At 42.8% G+C, this 17,871-nt stretch carries 13 protein-coding genes and 1 pseudogene; 11 read left to right on the forward strand and 3 right to left on the reverse strand.

What is annotated here, in order from left to right:
- Positions 1-146: 146 nt before the first annotated feature.
- The 5 genes and pseudogenes from ACQRBN_RS04605 to ACQRBN_RS04625 form a co-directional block, all read left to right on the forward strand.
- On the forward strand, positions 147-1,196 hold the full coding sequence (locus tag ACQRBN_RS04605) for an NAD(P)-dependent alcohol dehydrogenase (protein ID WP_427737802.1): 1,050 nt from the start codon (positions 147-149) through the stop codon (positions 1,194-1,196).
- Positions 1,197-1,275: 79 nt separating this feature from the next.
- Positions 1,276-1,674 carry a VOC family protein gene (locus ACQRBN_RS04610; RefSeq protein WP_427737803.1) on the forward strand — a complete coding sequence of 133 codons (399 nt, stop codon included), beginning with the start codon at positions 1,276-1,278 and terminating at the stop codon, positions 1,672-1,674.
- 19 nt (positions 1,675-1,693) lie between these two features.
- Positions 1,694-3,070, forward strand: a complete 1,377-nt coding sequence (locus ACQRBN_RS04615; protein WP_427737804.1) for an MFS transporter — start codon at positions 1,694-1,696, stop codon at positions 3,068-3,070.
- Entirely contained in the window at positions 3,063-4,022 is a 960-nt protein-coding gene (locus ACQRBN_RS04620) for a carbohydrate kinase family protein (RefSeq protein ID WP_427737805.1), read from the forward strand. The genes ACQRBN_RS04615 and ACQRBN_RS04620 overlap by 8 nt, the downstream gene beginning before the upstream one ends.
- A gap of 141 nt (positions 4,023-4,163) precedes the next feature.
- Positions 4,164-4,436: pseudogene (locus ACQRBN_RS04625) on the forward strand (Hsp20 family protein); the annotation flags it as partial.
- Between the two features lie 232 nt (positions 4,437-4,668).
- Here the strand turns inward: ACQRBN_RS04625 and ACQRBN_RS04630 are convergent.
- Positions 4,669-6,747 carry a glycogen/starch synthase gene (locus tag ACQRBN_RS04630; RefSeq protein WP_427737806.1) on the reverse strand — a complete coding sequence of 693 codons (2,079 nt, stop codon included), beginning with the start codon at positions 6,745-6,747 and terminating at the stop codon, positions 4,669-4,671.
- Positions 6,748-7,070: 323 nt separating this feature from the next.
- On the opposite strand from ACQRBN_RS04630, the gene ACQRBN_RS04635 reads away from it, so the two are divergent.
- Together ACQRBN_RS04635 and hypD are read left to right on the forward strand one after the other, a co-directional pair.
- On the forward strand, positions 7,071-7,979 hold the full coding sequence (locus ACQRBN_RS04635) for a trans-4-hydroxy-L-proline dehydratase activase (protein WP_427737807.1): 909 nt from the start codon (positions 7,071-7,073) through the stop codon (positions 7,977-7,979).
- Between the two features lie 4 nt (positions 7,980-7,983).
- Positions 7,984-10,362 carry a trans-4-hydroxy-L-proline dehydratase gene (hypD, locus tag ACQRBN_RS04640; RefSeq protein ID WP_427737808.1) on the forward strand — a complete coding sequence of 793 codons (2,379 nt, stop codon included), beginning with the start codon at positions 7,984-7,986 and terminating at the stop codon, positions 10,360-10,362.
- A gap of 49 nt (positions 10,363-10,411) precedes the next feature.
- On the opposite strand, the gene ACQRBN_RS04645 is transcribed toward hypD, so the two are convergent.
- Both ACQRBN_RS04645 and ACQRBN_RS04650 read right to left on the reverse strand, forming a co-directional pair.
- On the reverse strand, positions 10,412-11,749 hold the full coding sequence (locus ACQRBN_RS04645) for an MATE family efflux transporter (RefSeq protein ID WP_427737809.1): 1,338 nt from the start codon (positions 11,747-11,749) through the stop codon (positions 10,412-10,414).
- A gap of 162 nt (positions 11,750-11,911) precedes the next feature.
- On the reverse strand, positions 11,912-13,297 hold the full coding sequence (locus ACQRBN_RS04650; protein WP_427737811.1) for an alanine/glycine:cation symporter family protein: 1,386 nt from the start codon (positions 13,295-13,297) through the stop codon (positions 11,912-11,914).
- 231 nt (positions 13,298-13,528) lie between these two features.
- On the opposite strand from ACQRBN_RS04650, the gene ACQRBN_RS04655 reads away from it, so the two are divergent.
- The 4 genes from ACQRBN_RS04655 (at position 13,529) to rlmD (ending at position 17,719) form a co-directional block, all read left to right on the forward strand.
- Positions 13,529-14,899, forward strand: coding sequence for an MATE family efflux transporter (locus ACQRBN_RS04655; protein WP_427737813.1), 1,371 nt, complete (start codon positions 13,529-13,531; stop codon positions 14,897-14,899).
- A gap of 88 nt (positions 14,900-14,987) precedes the next feature.
- On the forward strand, positions 14,988-16,040 hold the full coding sequence (gene rsmH, locus ACQRBN_RS04660; protein WP_427737815.1) for a 16S rRNA (cytosine(1402)-N(4))-methyltransferase RsmH: 1,053 nt from the start codon (positions 14,988-14,990) through the stop codon (positions 16,038-16,040).
- Between the two features lie 30 nt (positions 16,041-16,070).
- Positions 16,071-16,574: a GNAT family N-acetyltransferase gene (locus tag ACQRBN_RS04665; RefSeq protein WP_427737816.1), complete on the forward strand. Its 504-nt coding sequence runs from the start codon at positions 16,071-16,073 to the stop codon at positions 16,572-16,574.
- On the forward strand, positions 16,571-17,719 hold the full coding sequence (rlmD, locus tag ACQRBN_RS04670; protein WP_427737817.1) for a 23S rRNA (uracil(1939)-C(5))-methyltransferase RlmD: 1,149 nt from the start codon (positions 16,571-16,573) through the stop codon (positions 17,717-17,719). The genes ACQRBN_RS04665 and rlmD overlap by 4 nt, the downstream gene beginning before the upstream one ends.
- Positions 17,720-17,871 lie beyond the last annotated feature (152 nt).

A 17,871-nucleotide genomic window follows, 5' to 3' on the forward strand; every position in this document is an offset into this window, starting at 1 on the left:
AAGATGTGTTTTTGAATATAATGACGAAATGATACTTGATTATTAGGAGTGTATTGACAAAATTGGAGAGAAAATATAAAATAAGAAACATAATAAAACTATTTAATAAAGTATAAATAAAAGTAAATAAAAAAGGAGAGAAAACAATGGAAGGAAAAATGAAAGTTGCTGTAATGCTGGGAATCGGGAAGATGGGTTTTGAGGAACGGGACATTCCAAAAGCAAAGGATGATGAGGTGCTGGTAAAATTAGAATACGTGGGCATCTGCGGAAGTGACCTGCACTATTATGAAACAGGGGCGATCGGGGATTATGTAGTGGAGCCGCCCTTTGTACTGGGACATGAACCGGGAGGAACGGTTGTTGAAGTCGGAAAGAATGTAAAACATCTGAAAGTCGGAGACAGAGTTGCTCTGGAGCCAGGAAAGACTTGCGGCCATTGTGAATTTTGCAAAACAGGGCGCTACAATCTGTGTCCGGACGTGGTGTTCTTTGCAACGCCTCCTGTAGATGGCGTATTTCAGGAATACGTTGCGCACGAAGCAGATCTGTGCTTCAAACTGCCGGACAATGTAAGTACATTGGAAGGAGCTTTGATCGAACCTTTGGCAGTGGGATTCCATGCGGCAATCCAGGGAGATGCACATCTGGGACAGAGGGCTGTTGTCATGGGTGCAGGCTGCATTGGTCTTGTTTCCATGATGGCGCTGAAAGCCAGAGGAGTATCGGAGGTATATGTGGTGGATATTATGGAAAAACGCCTTGAGAAAGCGCTGGAACTGGGGGCAACCGGAGTTATCAATGGAGCAAAGGAGGATGTCCTGGAACGGGTAAAGGAGCTGACAGATGGAACTGGTATGGATCTGGTAATTGAGACAGCAGGTACAGAAATTACAACAAGGCAGGCTATTCATATGGCTAAAAAAGGCTCTAATATCGTTCTTGTAGGATATAGCAAGAGCGGTGAGATGACGCTTCCCATGAGCCTTGTGCTGGATAAAGAGCTGACCTTTAAGACTGTATTCCGGTATCGTCATATTTATCCGATGGCAATTGATGCGGTTGCGGCAGGAAAGGTAAACCTGAAGGGAATTGTAACGGATGTGTTTGAACTGGATGAGGCACAGAAAGCAATGGATTACAGTGTGAATAATAAAGCTGATATTGTGAAGGCTGTTATCCGTATTGCAGAATAAGAGAAGAATCAAAAGCAGGAAAGGTTGACATGGCACCTGCGTGAGTGCATTTGGTGTGTGCCTGAAAAAATGAATAAAAATGGAAAACGATTTTAAAAAGTATATTACCGGATTACAGCACATAGGAATCCCCACAAATAACATTGAAAAAACAAAGGATTTTTATGAATTGCTTGGATTTCAAGTTGTTTTTGAAACTGTGAACCAGAAAGCAGATGAGAAGGTTTCTTTCTTAAAGCTGGATCATACGGTAATTGAGACTTATGAAAATAAACATGCAGTGCTGGAAAATGGTGCGTTGGATCATATTGCGCTGAATGTTACAGATATTGAAGAGGTATATAAATTGGCAACGGAAAAAGGATTTTCAATTTTGGAAAAGGGAATCCAGTTTCTTCCATTCTGGGAACGAGGGGTAAGATTTTTTACAATTACCGGTCCCAACAAGGAAAAAGTAGAGTTCAGCCAGTATTTATAAGTGGTAAAGGGGGATTGTAATGGATCAGAAAGATACAAACGTAAAAGTGCCGTTGATTAGTAAGATTGCATACGGTATGGGTGATGTAGGATGTAATTTCAGTTGGATGTTTGTAGGAAATTTCCTGATGATTTTTTATACAGACGTTTTTGGGATTAGTATGGGAGCCGTAGCAGGCTTGATGTTATTCTCACGATTTTGGGATGCGATTAATGATCCGGTTATTGGTGGGTTAAGTGATAAAACGCATACAAAATGGGGGAGATACAGGCCGTGGCTGCTGATTGCGGCACCATTGACAGCAATCGTATTGATTATGACATTTTGGGCACATCCGGATTGGTCATCTACTGCCAAGATTATCTATATGGCAATTACTTATTGTATTCTTGTTTTAGGCTATACTTGTGTGAATATTCCTTATGGCACGCTGTGCGGAGCAATGACACAAAATATAGAGGAACGCGCTAAAATCAATACATTTCGATCTGTCAGCGCAATGATTGCGATTGGTATTATTAATATTGTGACGGTTCCGCTTATTGCGGCACTTGGTAATGGAAATGATAAAAGGGGATATTTGCTGATCGCTGTTTTATATGGATGTATTTTTGCGGCATGTCATATCTTCTGCTTTGCGAAAACAAAGGAAGTGGTGGATGTACCCGAGAAAGAAAAAATGTCCTTAAAGGTTCAATTAGGAGCTGTGATAAAGAATCGTCCGTATATGATTGCTGTTGCAGGACAGTTTCTGTTTGGTGTGACACTTTATGGAAGAAATGCGGATGCATTATACTATTTTACCTATGTGGAGGGAAATAAAGCGTTATTCAGCACCTATTCCATGTTTATCATTCTCCCATCCATTATTGGAGCAGCCTGTTTTCCGTTTGTATTTCGGCTTACAAATAATAAAGGTCGGTCTGCATCTATTTTTGCACTGTTGACGGGAATCAGCATGTTCAGTATGTACTTTTTTACAGTTGGAGAGTCCCCTGTTCCATTTTATGCGTTCTCTTGTCTGGCGCAATTTTTCTTTTCAGGTTTTAACACTGCAATCTATGCGATTGTTCCGGACTGTGTGGAGTATGGCGAATGGAAAACAGGGCTTAGAAATGACGGATTTCAGTATGCGTTTATTTCACTGGGAAACAAAATCGGAATGGCGATTGGAACTTCCATACTTGCAGGAATTTTGGGTATGTTCGGATATGTTGCAAACCAGCAGCAGAATGCAGCAGTACTGTCAGTTATCAAGCATTCGTTTACAACGGTTCCGGGGATACTTTGGATTGTAACGGCTATAGTCTTGTATTTCTATCGTTTAAATAAGAAAACATATAATAAGATTGTGCAGGAAATACAGGTAAGAAAGGGAGAGAGAAATCATGTATGATGTTGTTGCGTTAGGCGAGTTGCTGATTGATTTCACTCAAAATGGCAGCAGTTCCAATGGAAATCCGGTATTTGAAGCAAATCCAGGAGGAGCGCCTTGTAATGTGCTGTCAATGTTGGCTGGTCTGGGTTATAAGACCGCTTTTATTGGGAAGGTGGGAGACGACTATTTTGGAAAGATGCTTGGGAATACAATCAAAAGAATCGGCATTTCTGATGAAGGCTTGATTTATGATAAAGGAGCGAATACTACGCTTGCGATTGTACATACAATGGCAGACGGGGACAGGGACTTTTCATTTTATAGAAAACCAGGGGCTGACATCATGCTGGAGGAGAAGGATGTTTGTAAGGAATTGATTGAGCATTGCCGTATTTTTCATTTTGGCTCCCTTTCGTTGACAGACGAACCAGCCGCTTCAGCGACAAAGGCTGCTGTTACTTATGCAAAAGAGATGAGTAGATGGATTTCTTTTGACCCGAATTTAAGAAAACCATTGTGGGCTGATTTGGAGCAGGCAAGGGCAGCTATCTGGTATGGAATAAGAGAGTGTGACATTCTGAAGATTGCTGACGATGAAATAAAATGGCTCACTGGAGTAAATGATTACGATCAGGGCGTAAAGATAATAAGGGAACATTCCAAGGCAAAACTGATTAATGTGACATTAGGTAAAAACGGAAGCATTTCGTATTATTCTAATGAAAAAATCTTTGGCCAGCCGTTTTTCAGCAAAGATGCTGTTGATACTACAGGGGCAGGGGATACGTTTTGTGCCAGCGTTCTTAGTTTTATACTGGAGCATGGGTTAGATAATTTGAAAAAGGATCAATTGGAGCAAATGCTATTGTTTGCAAATGCTGCCGCATCTATTGTTACAACCCGGAAAGGTGCAATTTGCTCTATGCCAAATAAAGAAGAAGTCTGCTCTCTCATTTTTAATAGTATTTGAATGGTGGACCATTAAGTTGGTAATGCGGATTGGAAAAATGAATAAATGGAAGTGGTTGGAGGATTGGTTGTGAAACAGTTGAATATAATGCTTAAATCCATTGATCAAGTTAAAACATTTGTCAATGAAGTAAGTGGCATTGACAAACTTTCCCTGGAACTGAAAGACAGCTACCTGGTAATCAGTGCGGCGAAAGGACTTGACAAAGATGAGAAGGAAAAGGAAACAGGCAAATTCGTCCGTCGGGAGCGTTATGTGGGCAGCATGAGCCGGTCTTTCTATGTCGGCGAGGATGTGAAACAGGAAGACATCCTCGCAAAGTATGAGAACGGAGTATTGAAACTGAGCATTCCGAAGGCAGAGACGAAAAAGCCGGAGATTGAAGAAAAGAAATACATTGCCATCGAGGGATAACGGCACCTCTTAACATAAAGTGAAATAATACGACCCGGAGTACGGCACGGTGAAAACCGTCCGGCTCCGGGCTTTTTTGTTTTACGGTAGAAAAACATATCGGTAACCAGAAAGAAATGTATTATTCTGGTCGTTTGCTGGTTTGGCGGCAAGTTTGCCGATTCCGTTTAACAATGCAGGACAGATGGTAATCTTGTATCAACATGTTCCGGGAGAGATACAAGGAAGAATATTACCAGGTTAATTCCAAATACAGATCCTTGTACTGCTTTGCAGAATTATCCCAAGAGAAGTTCTTATCCATATCTCTCTGAACCATCTCGTCCCATTTCCAGCGATCTGTGAAATACAATGTCTTCGCTCTGTTGATCGCATCCAATAATAAGCCGGCATCATAATAATCAAAAGTAAAACCATTTCCGGTATTAAAATACATATTATATGGCTCTACAGTATCTTTCAAACCGCCGGTTTCGCGAACGATCGGTATTGTACCGTAATGCATAGCGATTAACTGTGTTAATCCACAAGGCTCGAACTGTGAAGGTACCAGTAATGCATCTGCACCTGCGTAGATCTTATGGGCTCTTGTCTCGTCATACATGATGTTCGAGCATACATTTCCCTTATAGGCATTCTCATAATATCTGAAAGAATCTTCGTAAATAGGATCGCCGGTACCGAGTACGACAATCTGTGTATGTCCATCAATAACTTGAGGAATAATGGAATTAACCAGATCTAATCCCTTCTGATTAGTCAATCTGGAGATTAATCCGATCACAAATTTCTGATCATCCTGAACCAGTCCCAATTCTTTCTGCAAGTTGAGTTTGTTTTTCTTTTTCTGATCTAACACATTGGTGATGTCATAATTCGCATATAACCTGGAATCTGTGCTGGTATTCCAGATATCATAGTCAATACCATTTACAATACCTCTTAATTTTCTGGAATGATATCTTAAGTGGGCATCCAGTTTTTCACCATAGTATTCCGTCTGAATCTCTCCAGCATAGGTGTTGCTTACTGTAGTAATGATATTGGAGTATGTCAATCCGCCTTTTAACATATTCGCATCTTCGTAGCCTTCTTTTAATGCATCCTTATTGAATACATAATCGGGCAATCCTGACCAATACCGGATTGTCGGGATATTGTAGATTCCCTGGAATCTCAGATTGTGGATGGTGAGGATTGTCTTTGCGGAAGCCAGTTTTGTATCCTCGAACAAAGTTCTGAGATATACAGGAACTAAGGCTGCCTGCCAGTCATGGCAATGAATGATATCCGGAATCCAGTTCAGATAATTCAGTGCAGCTAATGCGGCTTTTGCAAAGTAGCAGTATTTCGGAATATCATCAATAAGATTGGTGTATGGATTGCCGCTGCTGAAGAATTCTTCATTATCAATGAAGTCATATACAACACCATCCCATACATATTCCATAATTCCTACATAGAATGATCTGCCGTCGGCACAAAGATCCATCTCGAAAGATCCTCTGTATTCCATCTTCTCCTGATATTTCCAGGGAATGCATTTGTAGCGAGGAAGGATTACTTTAACATCGCAATTCTGTTTTGCCAGTGCTTTCGGAAGAGCGTACATAACGTCGCCCAGCCCTCCGGTCTTTACGAACGGATAGCATTCTGATCCTATGAATGCGATGCTTCTTCTAGGAGTTGTGTATATTTCGACGTTTGGTTCCTCTAAAACGTCTGGCGTATCTTCTTCGGTCTTGGATTCTGCCTTAACTTCTTCGACAGTCTCAACCTTAGATTCTTCTGCCTTAACTTCTTTGGCAGTTTCAACCTTAGGTTCTTCGACCTTAACTTCTTTGGTAGTTTCAACCTTAGATTCTTCTGTCTTAACTTCTTTGGCAGTTTCAACCTTAGATTCTTCTGCTTTAACTTCTTTGGCAGTTTCGACCTTTGGTTCTTCGGCTTTGATGTCTTTAGCGGCTGTGGTTTTAACTGCCCTTTTTGTTGTCTTTTTGGCAGTTGCAGTTTTTGCAGTTTTTGCTTTTGTCGTTTTAGCCTTTGGCTTTTCAGTTTTGGTTTTTTTGACAGTTGTTGTTTTTGTTTCTTCAGTTGTTGCTTCTTCGGCTGCAGTTTTCTTAGCAGTCTCAGTTTTTGGTTTTGCAGCTCTGGTTTTTGTTGCAGTTTTTGTCTTTGCCTTTGTTGCCTTTGCTTCTTTGGCAGCCTCGGCATTGGTCTGCGTCATTGTTACCTCTGCTGCCTTTGTTGTGCTTTTTTCTAATGGGGTCTCTTTCTTAGTTGTAGTTTTGGTTGCTTTTTTCTGAACCATCTAATACCTCCAAACTTAATTCTGCTATTCAGTGTTATATGATAATTGTTCTCATTATCCTGAATCTTAATTAAATATTTCCTCGATAATTATATCACAAATACTATGTACAGGCAAATAATGTAATTCAGATATTCTAACAGATATTCTAATCGTTATTCTAATGTTATTCTAACATCATTATAGGCATAATTTATTGACAAAATAATAACACTATGATACATTTATACTATAGTTTAAACTTTAGTCTAAAACATGATTAAAAAGTGGGAAAAAGGGATGCTCGAATGAGTATAATCAATTTTGCATGAAAGGAAAACGTAATGAAGAATATTACGAACATACAGAAGTTTTCTATCCATGACGGTGATGGGATTCGTACATCGGTATTTTTTAAAGGGTGTCCTTTGAGATGCGAATGGTGTCACAATCCGGAGACACAGAGATTTGAAAGGGAGATACAGTTTGATGCGGGGAAATGTGCGGGCTGTGGAACCTGTGTTAAGGTCTGTCCGAGCCAGGCACTTACGATGAAAGATGGAAGACCGGTGCTGGATAAAGAAGTATGTACATTATGTGGCAAATGCGAGAACTTCTGTCCGGCTGGAATACGTGAGATCGTCGGTCGTGAGTATACGGTGAAGGAACTTGTGAAGGAACTCATGAAAGACCAGATCTTCTATGAGGATTCCGGCGGAGGAGTGACACTTTCCGGAGGAGAGGTCATGGCGATGGACACGGATTATATTCTGGCAATCGCGAAGGAACTAAAACGTCAGGATGTAACGCTTACGATTGATACATGCGGGTATGTACCATATGAGAAGTTCCAGGCGATTCTTCCATATGTCAATACATTTCTTTACGATGTGAAGGTTATGGACCCGGAACTTCATAAGAAATACATAGGAGTGGACAATAAGTTGATTCTTGAGAATCTGGTCCGTTTGGCTCAGGATGGAGCAAGAATCTACATCAGAATTCCGACGATTAAAGAAGTAAATGGTAATGAGAAGAATATGAGAGAAACGATCGCGTTTCTGAAAGAACATGATATTCATCCACCTCAGGTTAATTTGCTGCCGTATCATGACACCGGAAGCAGCAAGTATCCGAAGTTGGATATGGAATATAAGGGAACAGATTTACATGCACCGGATAAAGAAGAGATGGAAAGTTTCGTCCAGCTCTTTGTAGATGCCGGATTCCAGAACACAAAAATAGGAGGCTAAAAACATGGCGAAATTACGTGGTATGAATGAAAGAATTCAGAAACTCCGAGAACTCAGTGTGACGACACCTGTTCATATTGATCTTGAGAGAGCAAAGATTGAGACTGATTTCTACAAAGAGAATGATGGCAAGTACTCAATTCCGGTTATGAGAGCGATGGTTCTTAAGGAGTATTTCTCTAAGAAGACTCTGTATCTGGGAGATGGAGAACTGATTGTTGGTGAAAAAGGTAAAGATCCACAGGCATCTCCAACATTTCCGGAACTTTGCTGCCACAGCGTTGAGGATATGGTAGTTATGAGTGAACGTGAACTCGTATCCTTTAAGACAACGGAAGAAGACAGAAAACTTCAGGCTGAAGAGATTATCCCATACTGGTCAGGAAGAAGCATGAGAGAAAAGATTCTTGCAAGAATGACTCCGGAATGGCACGAATGCTATAGTGCAGGTATGTTTACTGAGTTTATGGAGCAGAGAGGCCCGGGACATACATGTGGCGGTGAGCAGGTATTCACAACGGGATATTTAGATTACAAAGAGAAGATTCAGAAGACAATGGATGAACTGGATTATATCAATGATCCGGAAGCGGTAAATAAATGCGAAGAATTAAAAGCGATGGCTATTTCCTGTGATGCCGTATGTATCCTTGGAGAGCGTTATCATAAACTTGCTCTTGAGATGGCAGAGAAGGAAGAGAATGAAGTAAGAAAAGCAGAACTTCTTCAGATTGCTGCGAACCTTGAGGTTGTTCCGGCTCATAAGCCACAGACATACTGGCAGGCAATCCAGTTATACTGGTTTACACATCTTGCTGTTACAACAGAGTTGAATCCTTGGGATGCATTCAGCCCGGGAAGACTTGACCAGCATCTGAATCCATATTATGAGAGAGATGTAGAGGCTGGTATCCTTGATGATGAGAAGGCACTTGAACTTCTTGAGTGTCTGTGGGTGAAATTCTATAATCAGCCAGCACCAGTTAAAGTTGGTATTACATTAAAGGAAAGTGCCACATATACAGACTTTGCAAATATTAACACAGGTGGAGTTACACCAGACGGACGTAACGGTGTTAATAACGTAAGTTACCTGATCTTGGATTGTATGGATGAGATGAAACTTGTTCAGCCGAACTCCAATGTAACGATCAGTAAGAAGACACCGGTTAAGTTCTTAAAGAGAGCTTGCGAGATTTCCAGAAAGGGTTGGGGACAGCCTGCATTCTATAATACAGAGGCGCAGATCATGGAACTGATCAATGCTGGTAAGAAACTTGAGGATGCAAGACGCGGCGGTTCTTCCGGATGTGTAGAGACGGGAGCATGGGGAAGCGAAGCTTATATCCTTACAGGATATCTGAATATTCCTAAGGTATTCCAGTTGACACTGTTCAATGGATTCGATCAGTATTCAGGAAAACAGATCGGACTGAAACTTGGCTATGCGAAAGACTTCAAGACATATGATGAACTCTGGGAAGCATTCAAGAAACAGCTTGAGCATATTGTGAATATTAAGATTCGTGGTAATAACGTAATCGAGCAGTTGTATGCGCAGGAGATGCCGGCACCATGCCTTTCTGTTGTAACGAACGACTGTATCTCTAATGCAAAAGACTACAATGCAGGCGGCGCAAGATACAATACAAACTACATCCAGGGTGTTGGTATCGGTACCATTACTGACTGTCTTGCTGCTGTTAAATACAATGTATATGATAAGAAAAACTTCACAATGGAAGAATTGATCGAGGCTATGGAGCATGACTTTGAAGGATATGATGCAATCTATCATATGGTTCATGACAAGACTCCAAAATACGGTAATGATGATGACTACGCTGATGATATTATGCAGGATGTATTCGAACTTTACAGAAGTACGATCACAGGCCGTCCGAATATGAAGGGTGGTAAATACGGTGTGGATATGCTTCCTACCACCTGTCATGTATACTTTGGTGACGTTATCCTTGCAACACCGAATGGAAGAAAAGCACATAAACCAGTATCCGAAGGTATCTCTCCGGAGAAATCTGCTGATACAAACGGACCTACGGCAGTAATCAAATCCTGTGCGAAGATGGATCATCTTGCAACAGCCGGAACACTTTTGAATCAGAAGTTTACACCGAACGTTGTTGCAGGCGAGGAAGGTCTTGAGAATATGGCTAGTCTGGTTCGTTCCTATTTCTCTATGGATGGACATCATATTCAGTTCAACGTTATTGATAAGCAGACACTGATTGATGCTCAGAATCATCCGGAGGATTATAAGGATCTGATCGTTCGTGTAGCAGGATACAGTGATTTCTTCCGTAACCTGGATAAACCGCTTCAGGATGAGATTATCAATCGTACTGAGCAGTCATTTGAATAAATCGGAATCGTTTTTAGGTACTGTTCCATCGAAGAAGAGGTGTTTTGCTCTATCCGCAGTTAGCGGATAGAGCATTTTTATAGATAAAATATGCAATAACTGCAGTGATAAGTTCTGCAATCCAAAAAGCATTCCATACGCCTGTTACCCCAATCAAGCGGCTTAACATAAAAGCACATGGAATAATAACCACTACATACCGGAACAGGGATATCATTAGAGACGGAGTCCCCATTCCAAGTCCTTCTAAGGCGCCGGCGGATGTGACGGAGACTGCCGATACGATAAATCCGGCACTGATCATCCGAAGTGCAGTTGTCCCGGCTTCGATTGTCTGTGTATTCGTAGTAAATAACCCAATTAACTGTCCTGGTATCGCAAGGCATAAGACAGTTCCCGAAAGCATGATCGAAGTGCTTAAGAGAAGGGCTGTCAGATAGATTTTCTTCACTCTCTTTGTCTCTTTTGCCCCATAATTATAGCCGATAATCGGACGCATTCCCTGAACAATACCGTTGGCAGGCAGGTAGAGGAATGTCTGCAATTTGTAATAGACACCTAGTACAACTACATATGCCTGTGAATAGGTGGCTAATATGGCATTGAGAGAAGACACTAGCAGGGAGGGGAGAGCCAGATTCAATGTTGCCGGGATGCCGACGGAATATAATTTCTTACAGAGTCCCTTGTCAAGTGCCAGATATTTGGAACGCACGCGGACAGGAATCGCTTGCGAATAATAGATCGCAAGGAAAATGATCAGTGTTACTATCTGACCTGCGCCTGTAGCGATAGCGGCTCCCTCTATCCCTAGTTTTGGCGCCGGACCAAGCCCGAAGATTAAGATGGGATCTAGTATGATATTGGCGATGCTTCCACTTAGCATGGCGATCATGGTTGCCGTCATTCTTCCTGCCGCCTGGAATATTTTTTCAAAACAAAGTTCGATTGCGATGATGGCAGCGAACCCGAATGCAATGCGGGAATACTTAATCCCAAGTTCAATTACCTCCGAATCGGAAGTAAACATGTGAAGGAAATGAGGAATCGCGGCGATACTGATGATGGTCATGATGATACCGTGCAGGGTGTTCAGCAATAGCCCTTGGGTGGCAGCAGCATCTGCTCTCTCTTGATTCTGTGCGCCCAGATTCAGTGCAATGACTGCGTTAATGCCGACTGCGAAGCCGATGGCAATGGCATTGATAAAGTTCTGGACAGGGTATACCAGAGAAAGAGCAGTCATAGCATTCTCGCTGATCTGCGCTACAAAGAAACTGTCAACGATATTATAAAGCGAATTTACAAGCATCGAAAGTACCATTGGCAGCGACATTGACAGCATCAGTGGTAATATTGGACGTTCTTTCATAAATGTTTGTTCCATGTCTAAAGACCCCTTTCGTAATTAAGATAACGTACAAAAAAACCACACAACTATTCGAAAATAGTTGTGTGGCGAAAAGTAGATTGCTCTAGAAAAATCCACATCAGGTTTTAGCGAAGTTAACTATAACATTTCTGTCATACGAATGTCAAGAGTTGTTTATTATTCGATCGTATTCTTTTCATAATCGTTCAGAGACTGGATTGCCTGCCGTGACATTGGAATCAGGACGATCATATTGAAGATTGTCATCAACCCGATACCGATATCGCCCAGATCCCAGACGAACGTATAAGCCGCCAAACCTCCGATGAAGAGCATCACCAGCGCGAGAAGTTTGTACAGGGTCTGTGACAGCCAGTTGTCCCCGAACAGATATGCCACATTCGGACGCGCATAGAACAGAATACCGATGAATGTGGAGAAACTGAACAGCCAAAGTGTAGCAGCAATAAAGATCACTCCGAAGTCTCCCAGGTGATAATGCATGGATTCCTGCAGAAGATCCATGCCAACTAAGCCTTGTGTGAGGTTGGCTGGCGTCAGCAGCATAATCATTGCGGAACAACTACAGATGACAATGGTATCAATGAATACTCCAAATGCCTGCAGAAGTCCTTCTTTCGCAGGATGGCTGATATCGGCAGCCGCGGCTGCACATGGAGCAGAACCGGAACCGGCCTCATTGGAGAAGAGTCCGCGTTTGGCACCGTTCATAAGAACTGCGCCGAAGCCTCCAGCTACTGCCTGTCTCAGCCCGAATGCTTCTGCAAATATCTGTTGGAAGACCGAAGGCAATTGTCCGATATTTTTGATAATGATGAATATCGTGATCAGAAAATAGCATCCTGCCATAATCGGAACAATAATATCCAGAACCTTCACGGTAGCATTTTTACGTAGTACAATGACTGCGGCGATCAGTACCAGAATCGCAGTTGTATAGATCGGAGGAATCTGGAATGCATTTTCAAATGCAGAAGAAACAGAATTTCCGATTACCTGGCTGATGCCACACCAGCAGATGAGCCCGGAGATTGCAAATAAAACTGCAATGACCGAATGATTCCGTTTGCTATCTTTCTTTATAAAGAAGTGATGGATATAGTATGCAGGACCGCCTCGGTATCCGCCGTAGAGCGGATCTTTTTCTTTATATAACTGTGCCAGGGTTGCCTCGACAAATGCAGTGGAAGACCCGAGTAAAGCGGTAAACCACATCCAGAAGACAGCGCCTGCGCCGCCGGCGGAGATGGCAGCCACAACGCCGACTAAGTTACCCATACCGACTCTTGTTGCGGTTGAGATGATCAATGCCTGTACGCCTGAGATGGAGCCTTTCTGCGAATTGGTTTTCTTTTCAACGACAACTCTTAGCATTTCAGGAAAGAGTCGAAAGGGAAGAAAATGGGTGCGGATGGTAAAGTAGATTCCGGCTGGTATTAATATAAGTACCAGTAATGAGAGTCCGACGGAACTTCCGCCAGGGAGTGGAATCGTTATAAGATCGCCCCATAACAGGTTGTATACAAAATGAAATAATGTCATAATTATAATCCTCATATTTTTTGAAAAGTGTTTTGTGTCGAATATATTTAGTATATAGTAGAAAGTGTCGGATGTAAATTGAAAAATAAATCTGTAAAATAAATCAGAGAATATGTTTTGCAAGGGATAGAAACAATGTTACAATAATAAATAGTCTTAGATAAGCAATTTTAAATCAGTAGTTTTGGAAAAGTAATATTTGGATGATGAATCAGAGAAAGAAGGACAGATATGGAAGATAAGCAGAAGGTGGAACTGTTCGAATATATGCCAATACCTAAGGCGGTAGCAAAACTGGCGATTCCGACCATCATTAGTTCCCTGGTGATGGTCATCTACAATCTGGCAGACACATATTTTGTCGGAATGGTGAATGATCCGGTGCAGAATGCGGCGGTGACTCTGGCGGCGCCGGTATTGCTGGCATTCAATGCGGTGAACAATCTCTTTGGCGTGGGAAGTTCCAGTATGATGAGCCGTGCTTTGGGGAGAAAAGACTATGATACGGTTAAGCGCAGTTCGGCGTTCGGCTTCTATTCGGCGCTGTTCTGTGGAGTATTATTCTCAATACTATGTACACTTTTTGCACAGCCGCTTCTGGTTCTTCTGGGGGCAGATGCCGGAACGGCTGCCGCAACCGGGGCATATATGAGGTGGACGGTGAATTGCGGTGCAACGCCGGCAATCCTGAATGTTGTCCTGGCATATATGGTGCGTTCTGAGGGGAATTCCTTACATGCAAGCATCGGGACAATGAGCGGATGTCTGCTGAACATCCTGCTTGATCCGATCTTTATTCTGCCTTGGGGATTGAATCTGGGAGCAGAAGGTGCCGGATTGGCAACATTTCTTTCAAACTGTGTGGCATGTATTTATTTCTTCGTGCTATTATTTGTAAGGCGAAAGAACACTTACGTATGTGTGAATCCAAAGAAACTGGCATTGAAGACAGAGGTTGTACTTGGAGTATGCGGCGTAGGGATTCCGGCTTCGATTCAGAATCTATTGAACGTAACAGGGATGACAATTCTGAACAACTTCACATCTGTGTACGGAGCAGATGCTGTGGCGGCGATGGGAATTACGCAGAAGATCAATATGGTGCCGCTATACGTAGCGCTTGGGCTGTCACAGGGAATCATGCCGCTGATCAGTTACAATTATGCCAGTGGCAATTATAAACGAATGAAAGAGACGACTACATTTGCCACAAAAGTGGCAGTCGGTTTTATGATTGTGGTTGCAATCGGATACTATTGCATGTCAGGAGCACTTACAAGCGCATTCATGGACAATGAAGCGATTGTGGCTTATGGGACCAGATTCCTTCGGGGATTCTGTTTGGGACTGCCATTCTTGTGCATAGATTTCCTTGCAGTGGGGGTATTTCAGGCACTTGGCAAAGGCAGGGAGGCATTGCTCTTCGCAATTATGCGTAAGGTAATCCTGGAGATTCCGGCATTGTACGTATTGAATCGCCTGTTCCCATTGTATGGACTTGCATATGCACAGTTCGTGGCAGAGGTAGTGCTGGCAATTGCGGCGGTTGTTGTCTTGGCGAATATATTTAGAATGTTGGAGAAAAATCAGGAGCGAGTGTAGAAAAGCAAAAAGGGACAGGGCAAATCGAATTGGGGACGGGGGAAATTGAAAAAACCCCCGTCCCCCCCTGGAGAAAAGGAGGATATTCATGGAGCAGGAGAAGAAGGAGCATAAGCGGCGTGTGCGGTATTCCGGCACACATCCGAAGAGTTATAAAGAGAAATATAAGGAGCATCAGCCAGAGAAATATGCGGATACGATTTCGAAGGTGATTCAGAAAGGAAGCACTCCGGCGGGGATGCATATCTCCATCTGTGTGAAGGAGATTCTGGATTTCCTTCAGATTAAGCCGGGACAGATAGGATTAGATGCAACACTTGGATATGGAGGACATACGCTTGAGATGTTAAAATGCTTGGAGGGGCAGGGGCACATCTACGGGCTTGATGTGGATCCAATTGAGTCTGCTAAGACAAAGGAACGGCTGAGACAGAAAGGATATGGGGAAGAGATTCTGACGGTTCGACTGCAGAACTTTGAGGATATTGATCTGGTTTCTGAGGAAACGGGAAAGAAGTTCGACTTTGTGCTGGCAGATCTGGGAGTTTCCTCAATGCAGATTGACAATCCTGAACGGGGCTTTACCTATAAAGCAGAAGGCCCGCTTGATCTTCGGATGAATCCGGAGAAGGGGACCAGCGCCGCAGAAAGATTAAGGGAGATTACACAGGAAGAACTTCAGGGAATGCTGATCGAGAATTCTGATGAGCCTTATGCGGAAGAGATTGCGAGAGAAGTGATGCTGCGGTTAAAACGAGGAGAGAAGATCGAGACGACGACTCAGTTGAAGGATGTGATTGAAGAAGCGCTTCGTTTTATTCCGGCAGCGGAGAGAAAAGAAGCGGTTAAGAAATCTTGCCAGAGGACTTTTCAGGCACTTCGGATTGATGTGAACAGCGAGTTTGAAGTGTTATATGCTTTCCTGGAGAAACTACCGGAGGTACTTGCGCCAAATGGCAGAGTGGCGATATTGACCTTCCACTCAGGAGAGGACAGGCTTGTGAAGAAATCATTTAAGCAGCTTAAGAAGGCAGGGGGATATCGCGAGATATCGACAGATGTGATTCGTCCGTCTGCAGAAGAGTGTGCAAGGAATCCAAGAGCCAGGTCAACGAAGATGAGATGGGCGATTAAAGCATAGCAGACTATATATTGTTGAGGATTGAAAAATATGTATCGGGAAATAAAACTTGTGGTGCGAAGATTCAGGGAGGCGGATGCACAGGAGGTTTCGAATCTCATGTGCAGAAATTTCCGGGAAGTAAATATTAAGGATTATGGTGTAGAGACGGTGGAAGAATTGTGCGCGTCTCATCATGCCGAGTGGGTGAAAGAGACGGCACAGAATGTGCATATGTATGTCGCGTTAAACGAAGAGAAGATTGCGGCTTGCGGCTCAATCTCCAGTTTTAACGGCAGTCTGGAGGAAAGTTATCTTATGACTGTATTTGTGCTGCCTCAACTGCATGGATTAGGAATCGGAAGAAGAATAATTGAGGTTCTGGAGCAGGATGAGTATTTCCTGAGAGCGAAGAGAATTGAACTGTCGGCTTCAATCACGGCATATGAATTCTATCGCAAACTGGGGTATGATTTTAAGGATGGGAAGAAAGAATTAGATGCGGACAGGCTGTATCACATGGAAAAGTTCAGGAAAATAGGGGAAACAATATGACAGCGAAATGTACAGTTACAAAAAAGTGCGGAGGATGCCAGTATCAAGGCATTCCCTATCAGGAACAGTTGAAAAGGAAACAAAAGCAGGAAGAAACTCTTCTGAAAAAGTTTTGTAAAGTAGAGCCAATCATAGGGATGGAGAATCCTTATTACTATCGAAATAAGGTGCATAGTGTGTTCGACCGCGACCGCCGGGGAAATGTTATCTCAGGAATATACGAAGCGAATACTCATCATGTGATTCCGGTGGAAAACTGCCTGATTGAGGATCAGAAGAGTCAGGAAATTATTCGGACCATCCGACAGATGCTGAAGTCTTTCAAGATAAAGACGTATGATGAGGATACCGGATATGGGCTTCTGCGTCATGTGATGGTACGAAGAGGTTTCCAGACAGGAGAGATCATGGTGATTCTTGTACTCGGTTCACCCATCCTACCGTCTAAGAATAATTTTGTTAAAGCATTGCGTAAAGCCCATCCGGAGATTACCACAGTGATTCTGAATGTCAATGATAAGAAGACTAGTATGGTTCTGGGAGAGTGGGAGAAGCCTATCTACGGCAAAGGATATATCAAAGACAGATTGTGTGGATGCACATTCAGAATCTCGCCGAAGTCGTTCTATCAGGTGAATCCGGTGCAGACAGAGCGGTTATACCAAACCGCTATTGAATACGCAGGTCTTACAGGAAAGGAAACGGTCATAGATGCTTACTGTGGAATCGGAACGATCGGCCTGGTTGCGGCAAAATATGTGAAAAAGGTGATTGGCGTAGAGTTGAATAAGGATGCCGTAAGGGATGCAAGGATGAATGCCAAGGATAACAAGATCACGAATGTAGAGTTTCGTCAGGGCGATGCAGGGGAGTTCATGGTGAAGATGGCATCGCAGGGGCAGAAGGCAGACGTGGTGTTCATGGATCCGCCAAGGGCTGGAAGCGACCAGAAGTTCCTGGCTTCGGTGGTGAAACTGGGGGCAGAGAAGATTGTGTATGTGTCTTGCAATCCGGTGACGCTTAAGAGAGATCTGGAGTATTTGGTGAAGTGTGGGTATGAGGCGAAGAGGATACGGCCGGTGGATATGTTTCCGTTTTGTGATCATGTTGAAACTGTGATGCTTCTGACACAACATCTTGCATAAATTGAGAGAAAATGTGCGATGAAAACACAATATATTGTGTTCTATAAAATGTCGAAACTTGCGAAAAAGGGGTAAAAAGAGAACGGAAAAAGCCCGGAAATACGGGAAAAAATGAAAAAAGTTTTGCCAAGGGGCTTGTCGAAATGTGTCGA

Source organism: Bariatricus sp. SGI.154 (assembly GCF_050313795.1).
Taxonomy (GTDB): Bacteria; Bacillota; Clostridia; order Lachnospirales; family Lachnospiraceae; genus CAMBRQ01.

Excerpts from the sequence above, each read along its gene's own strand:
- ACQRBN_RS04645 (WP_427737809.1), bottom strand. The coding sequence starts at position 11,749 with ATGGAACAAACATTTATGAAAGAACGTCCAATATTACCACTGATGCTG.
- ACQRBN_RS04635 (WP_427737807.1), top strand. The coding sequence starts at position 7,071 with ATGAAGAATATTACGAACATACAGAAGTTTTCTATCCATGACGGTGAT.
- rlmD (WP_427737817.1), top strand. The coding sequence starts at position 16,571 with ATGACAGCGAAATGTACAGTTACAAAAAAGTGCGGAGGATGCCAGTAT.
- ACQRBN_RS04665 (WP_427737816.1), top strand. The coding sequence starts at position 16,071 with ATGTATCGGGAAATAAAACTTGTGGTGCGAAGATTCAGGGAGGCGGAT.
- ACQRBN_RS04610 (WP_427737803.1), top strand. The coding sequence starts at position 1,276 with ATGGAAAACGATTTTAAAAAGTATATTACCGGATTACAGCACATAGGA.
- ACQRBN_RS04650 (WP_427737811.1), bottom strand. The coding sequence starts at position 13,297 with ATGACATTATTTCATTTTGTATACAACCTGTTATGGGGCGATCTTATA.
- rsmH (WP_427737815.1), top strand. The coding sequence starts at position 14,988 with ATGGAGCAGGAGAAGAAGGAGCATAAGCGGCGTGTGCGGTATTCCGGC.
- ACQRBN_RS04655 (WP_427737813.1), top strand. The coding sequence starts at position 13,529 with ATGGAAGATAAGCAGAAGGTGGAACTGTTCGAATATATGCCAATACCT.
- hypD (WP_427737808.1), top strand. The coding sequence starts at position 7,984 with ATGGCGAAATTACGTGGTATGAATGAAAGAATTCAGAAACTCCGAGAA.
- ACQRBN_RS04615 (WP_427737804.1), top strand. The coding sequence starts at position 1,694 with ATGGATCAGAAAGATACAAACGTAAAAGTGCCGTTGATTAGTAAGATT.
- ACQRBN_RS04620 (WP_427737805.1), top strand. The coding sequence starts at position 3,063 with ATGTATGATGTTGTTGCGTTAGGCGAGTTGCTGATTGATTTCACTCAA.
- ACQRBN_RS04605 (WP_427737802.1), top strand. The coding sequence starts at position 147 with ATGGAAGGAAAAATGAAAGTTGCTGTAATGCTGGGAATCGGGAAGATG.
- ACQRBN_RS04630 (WP_427737806.1), bottom strand. The coding sequence starts at position 6,747 with ATGGTTCAGAAAAAAGCAACCAAAACTACAACTAAGAAAGAGACCCCA.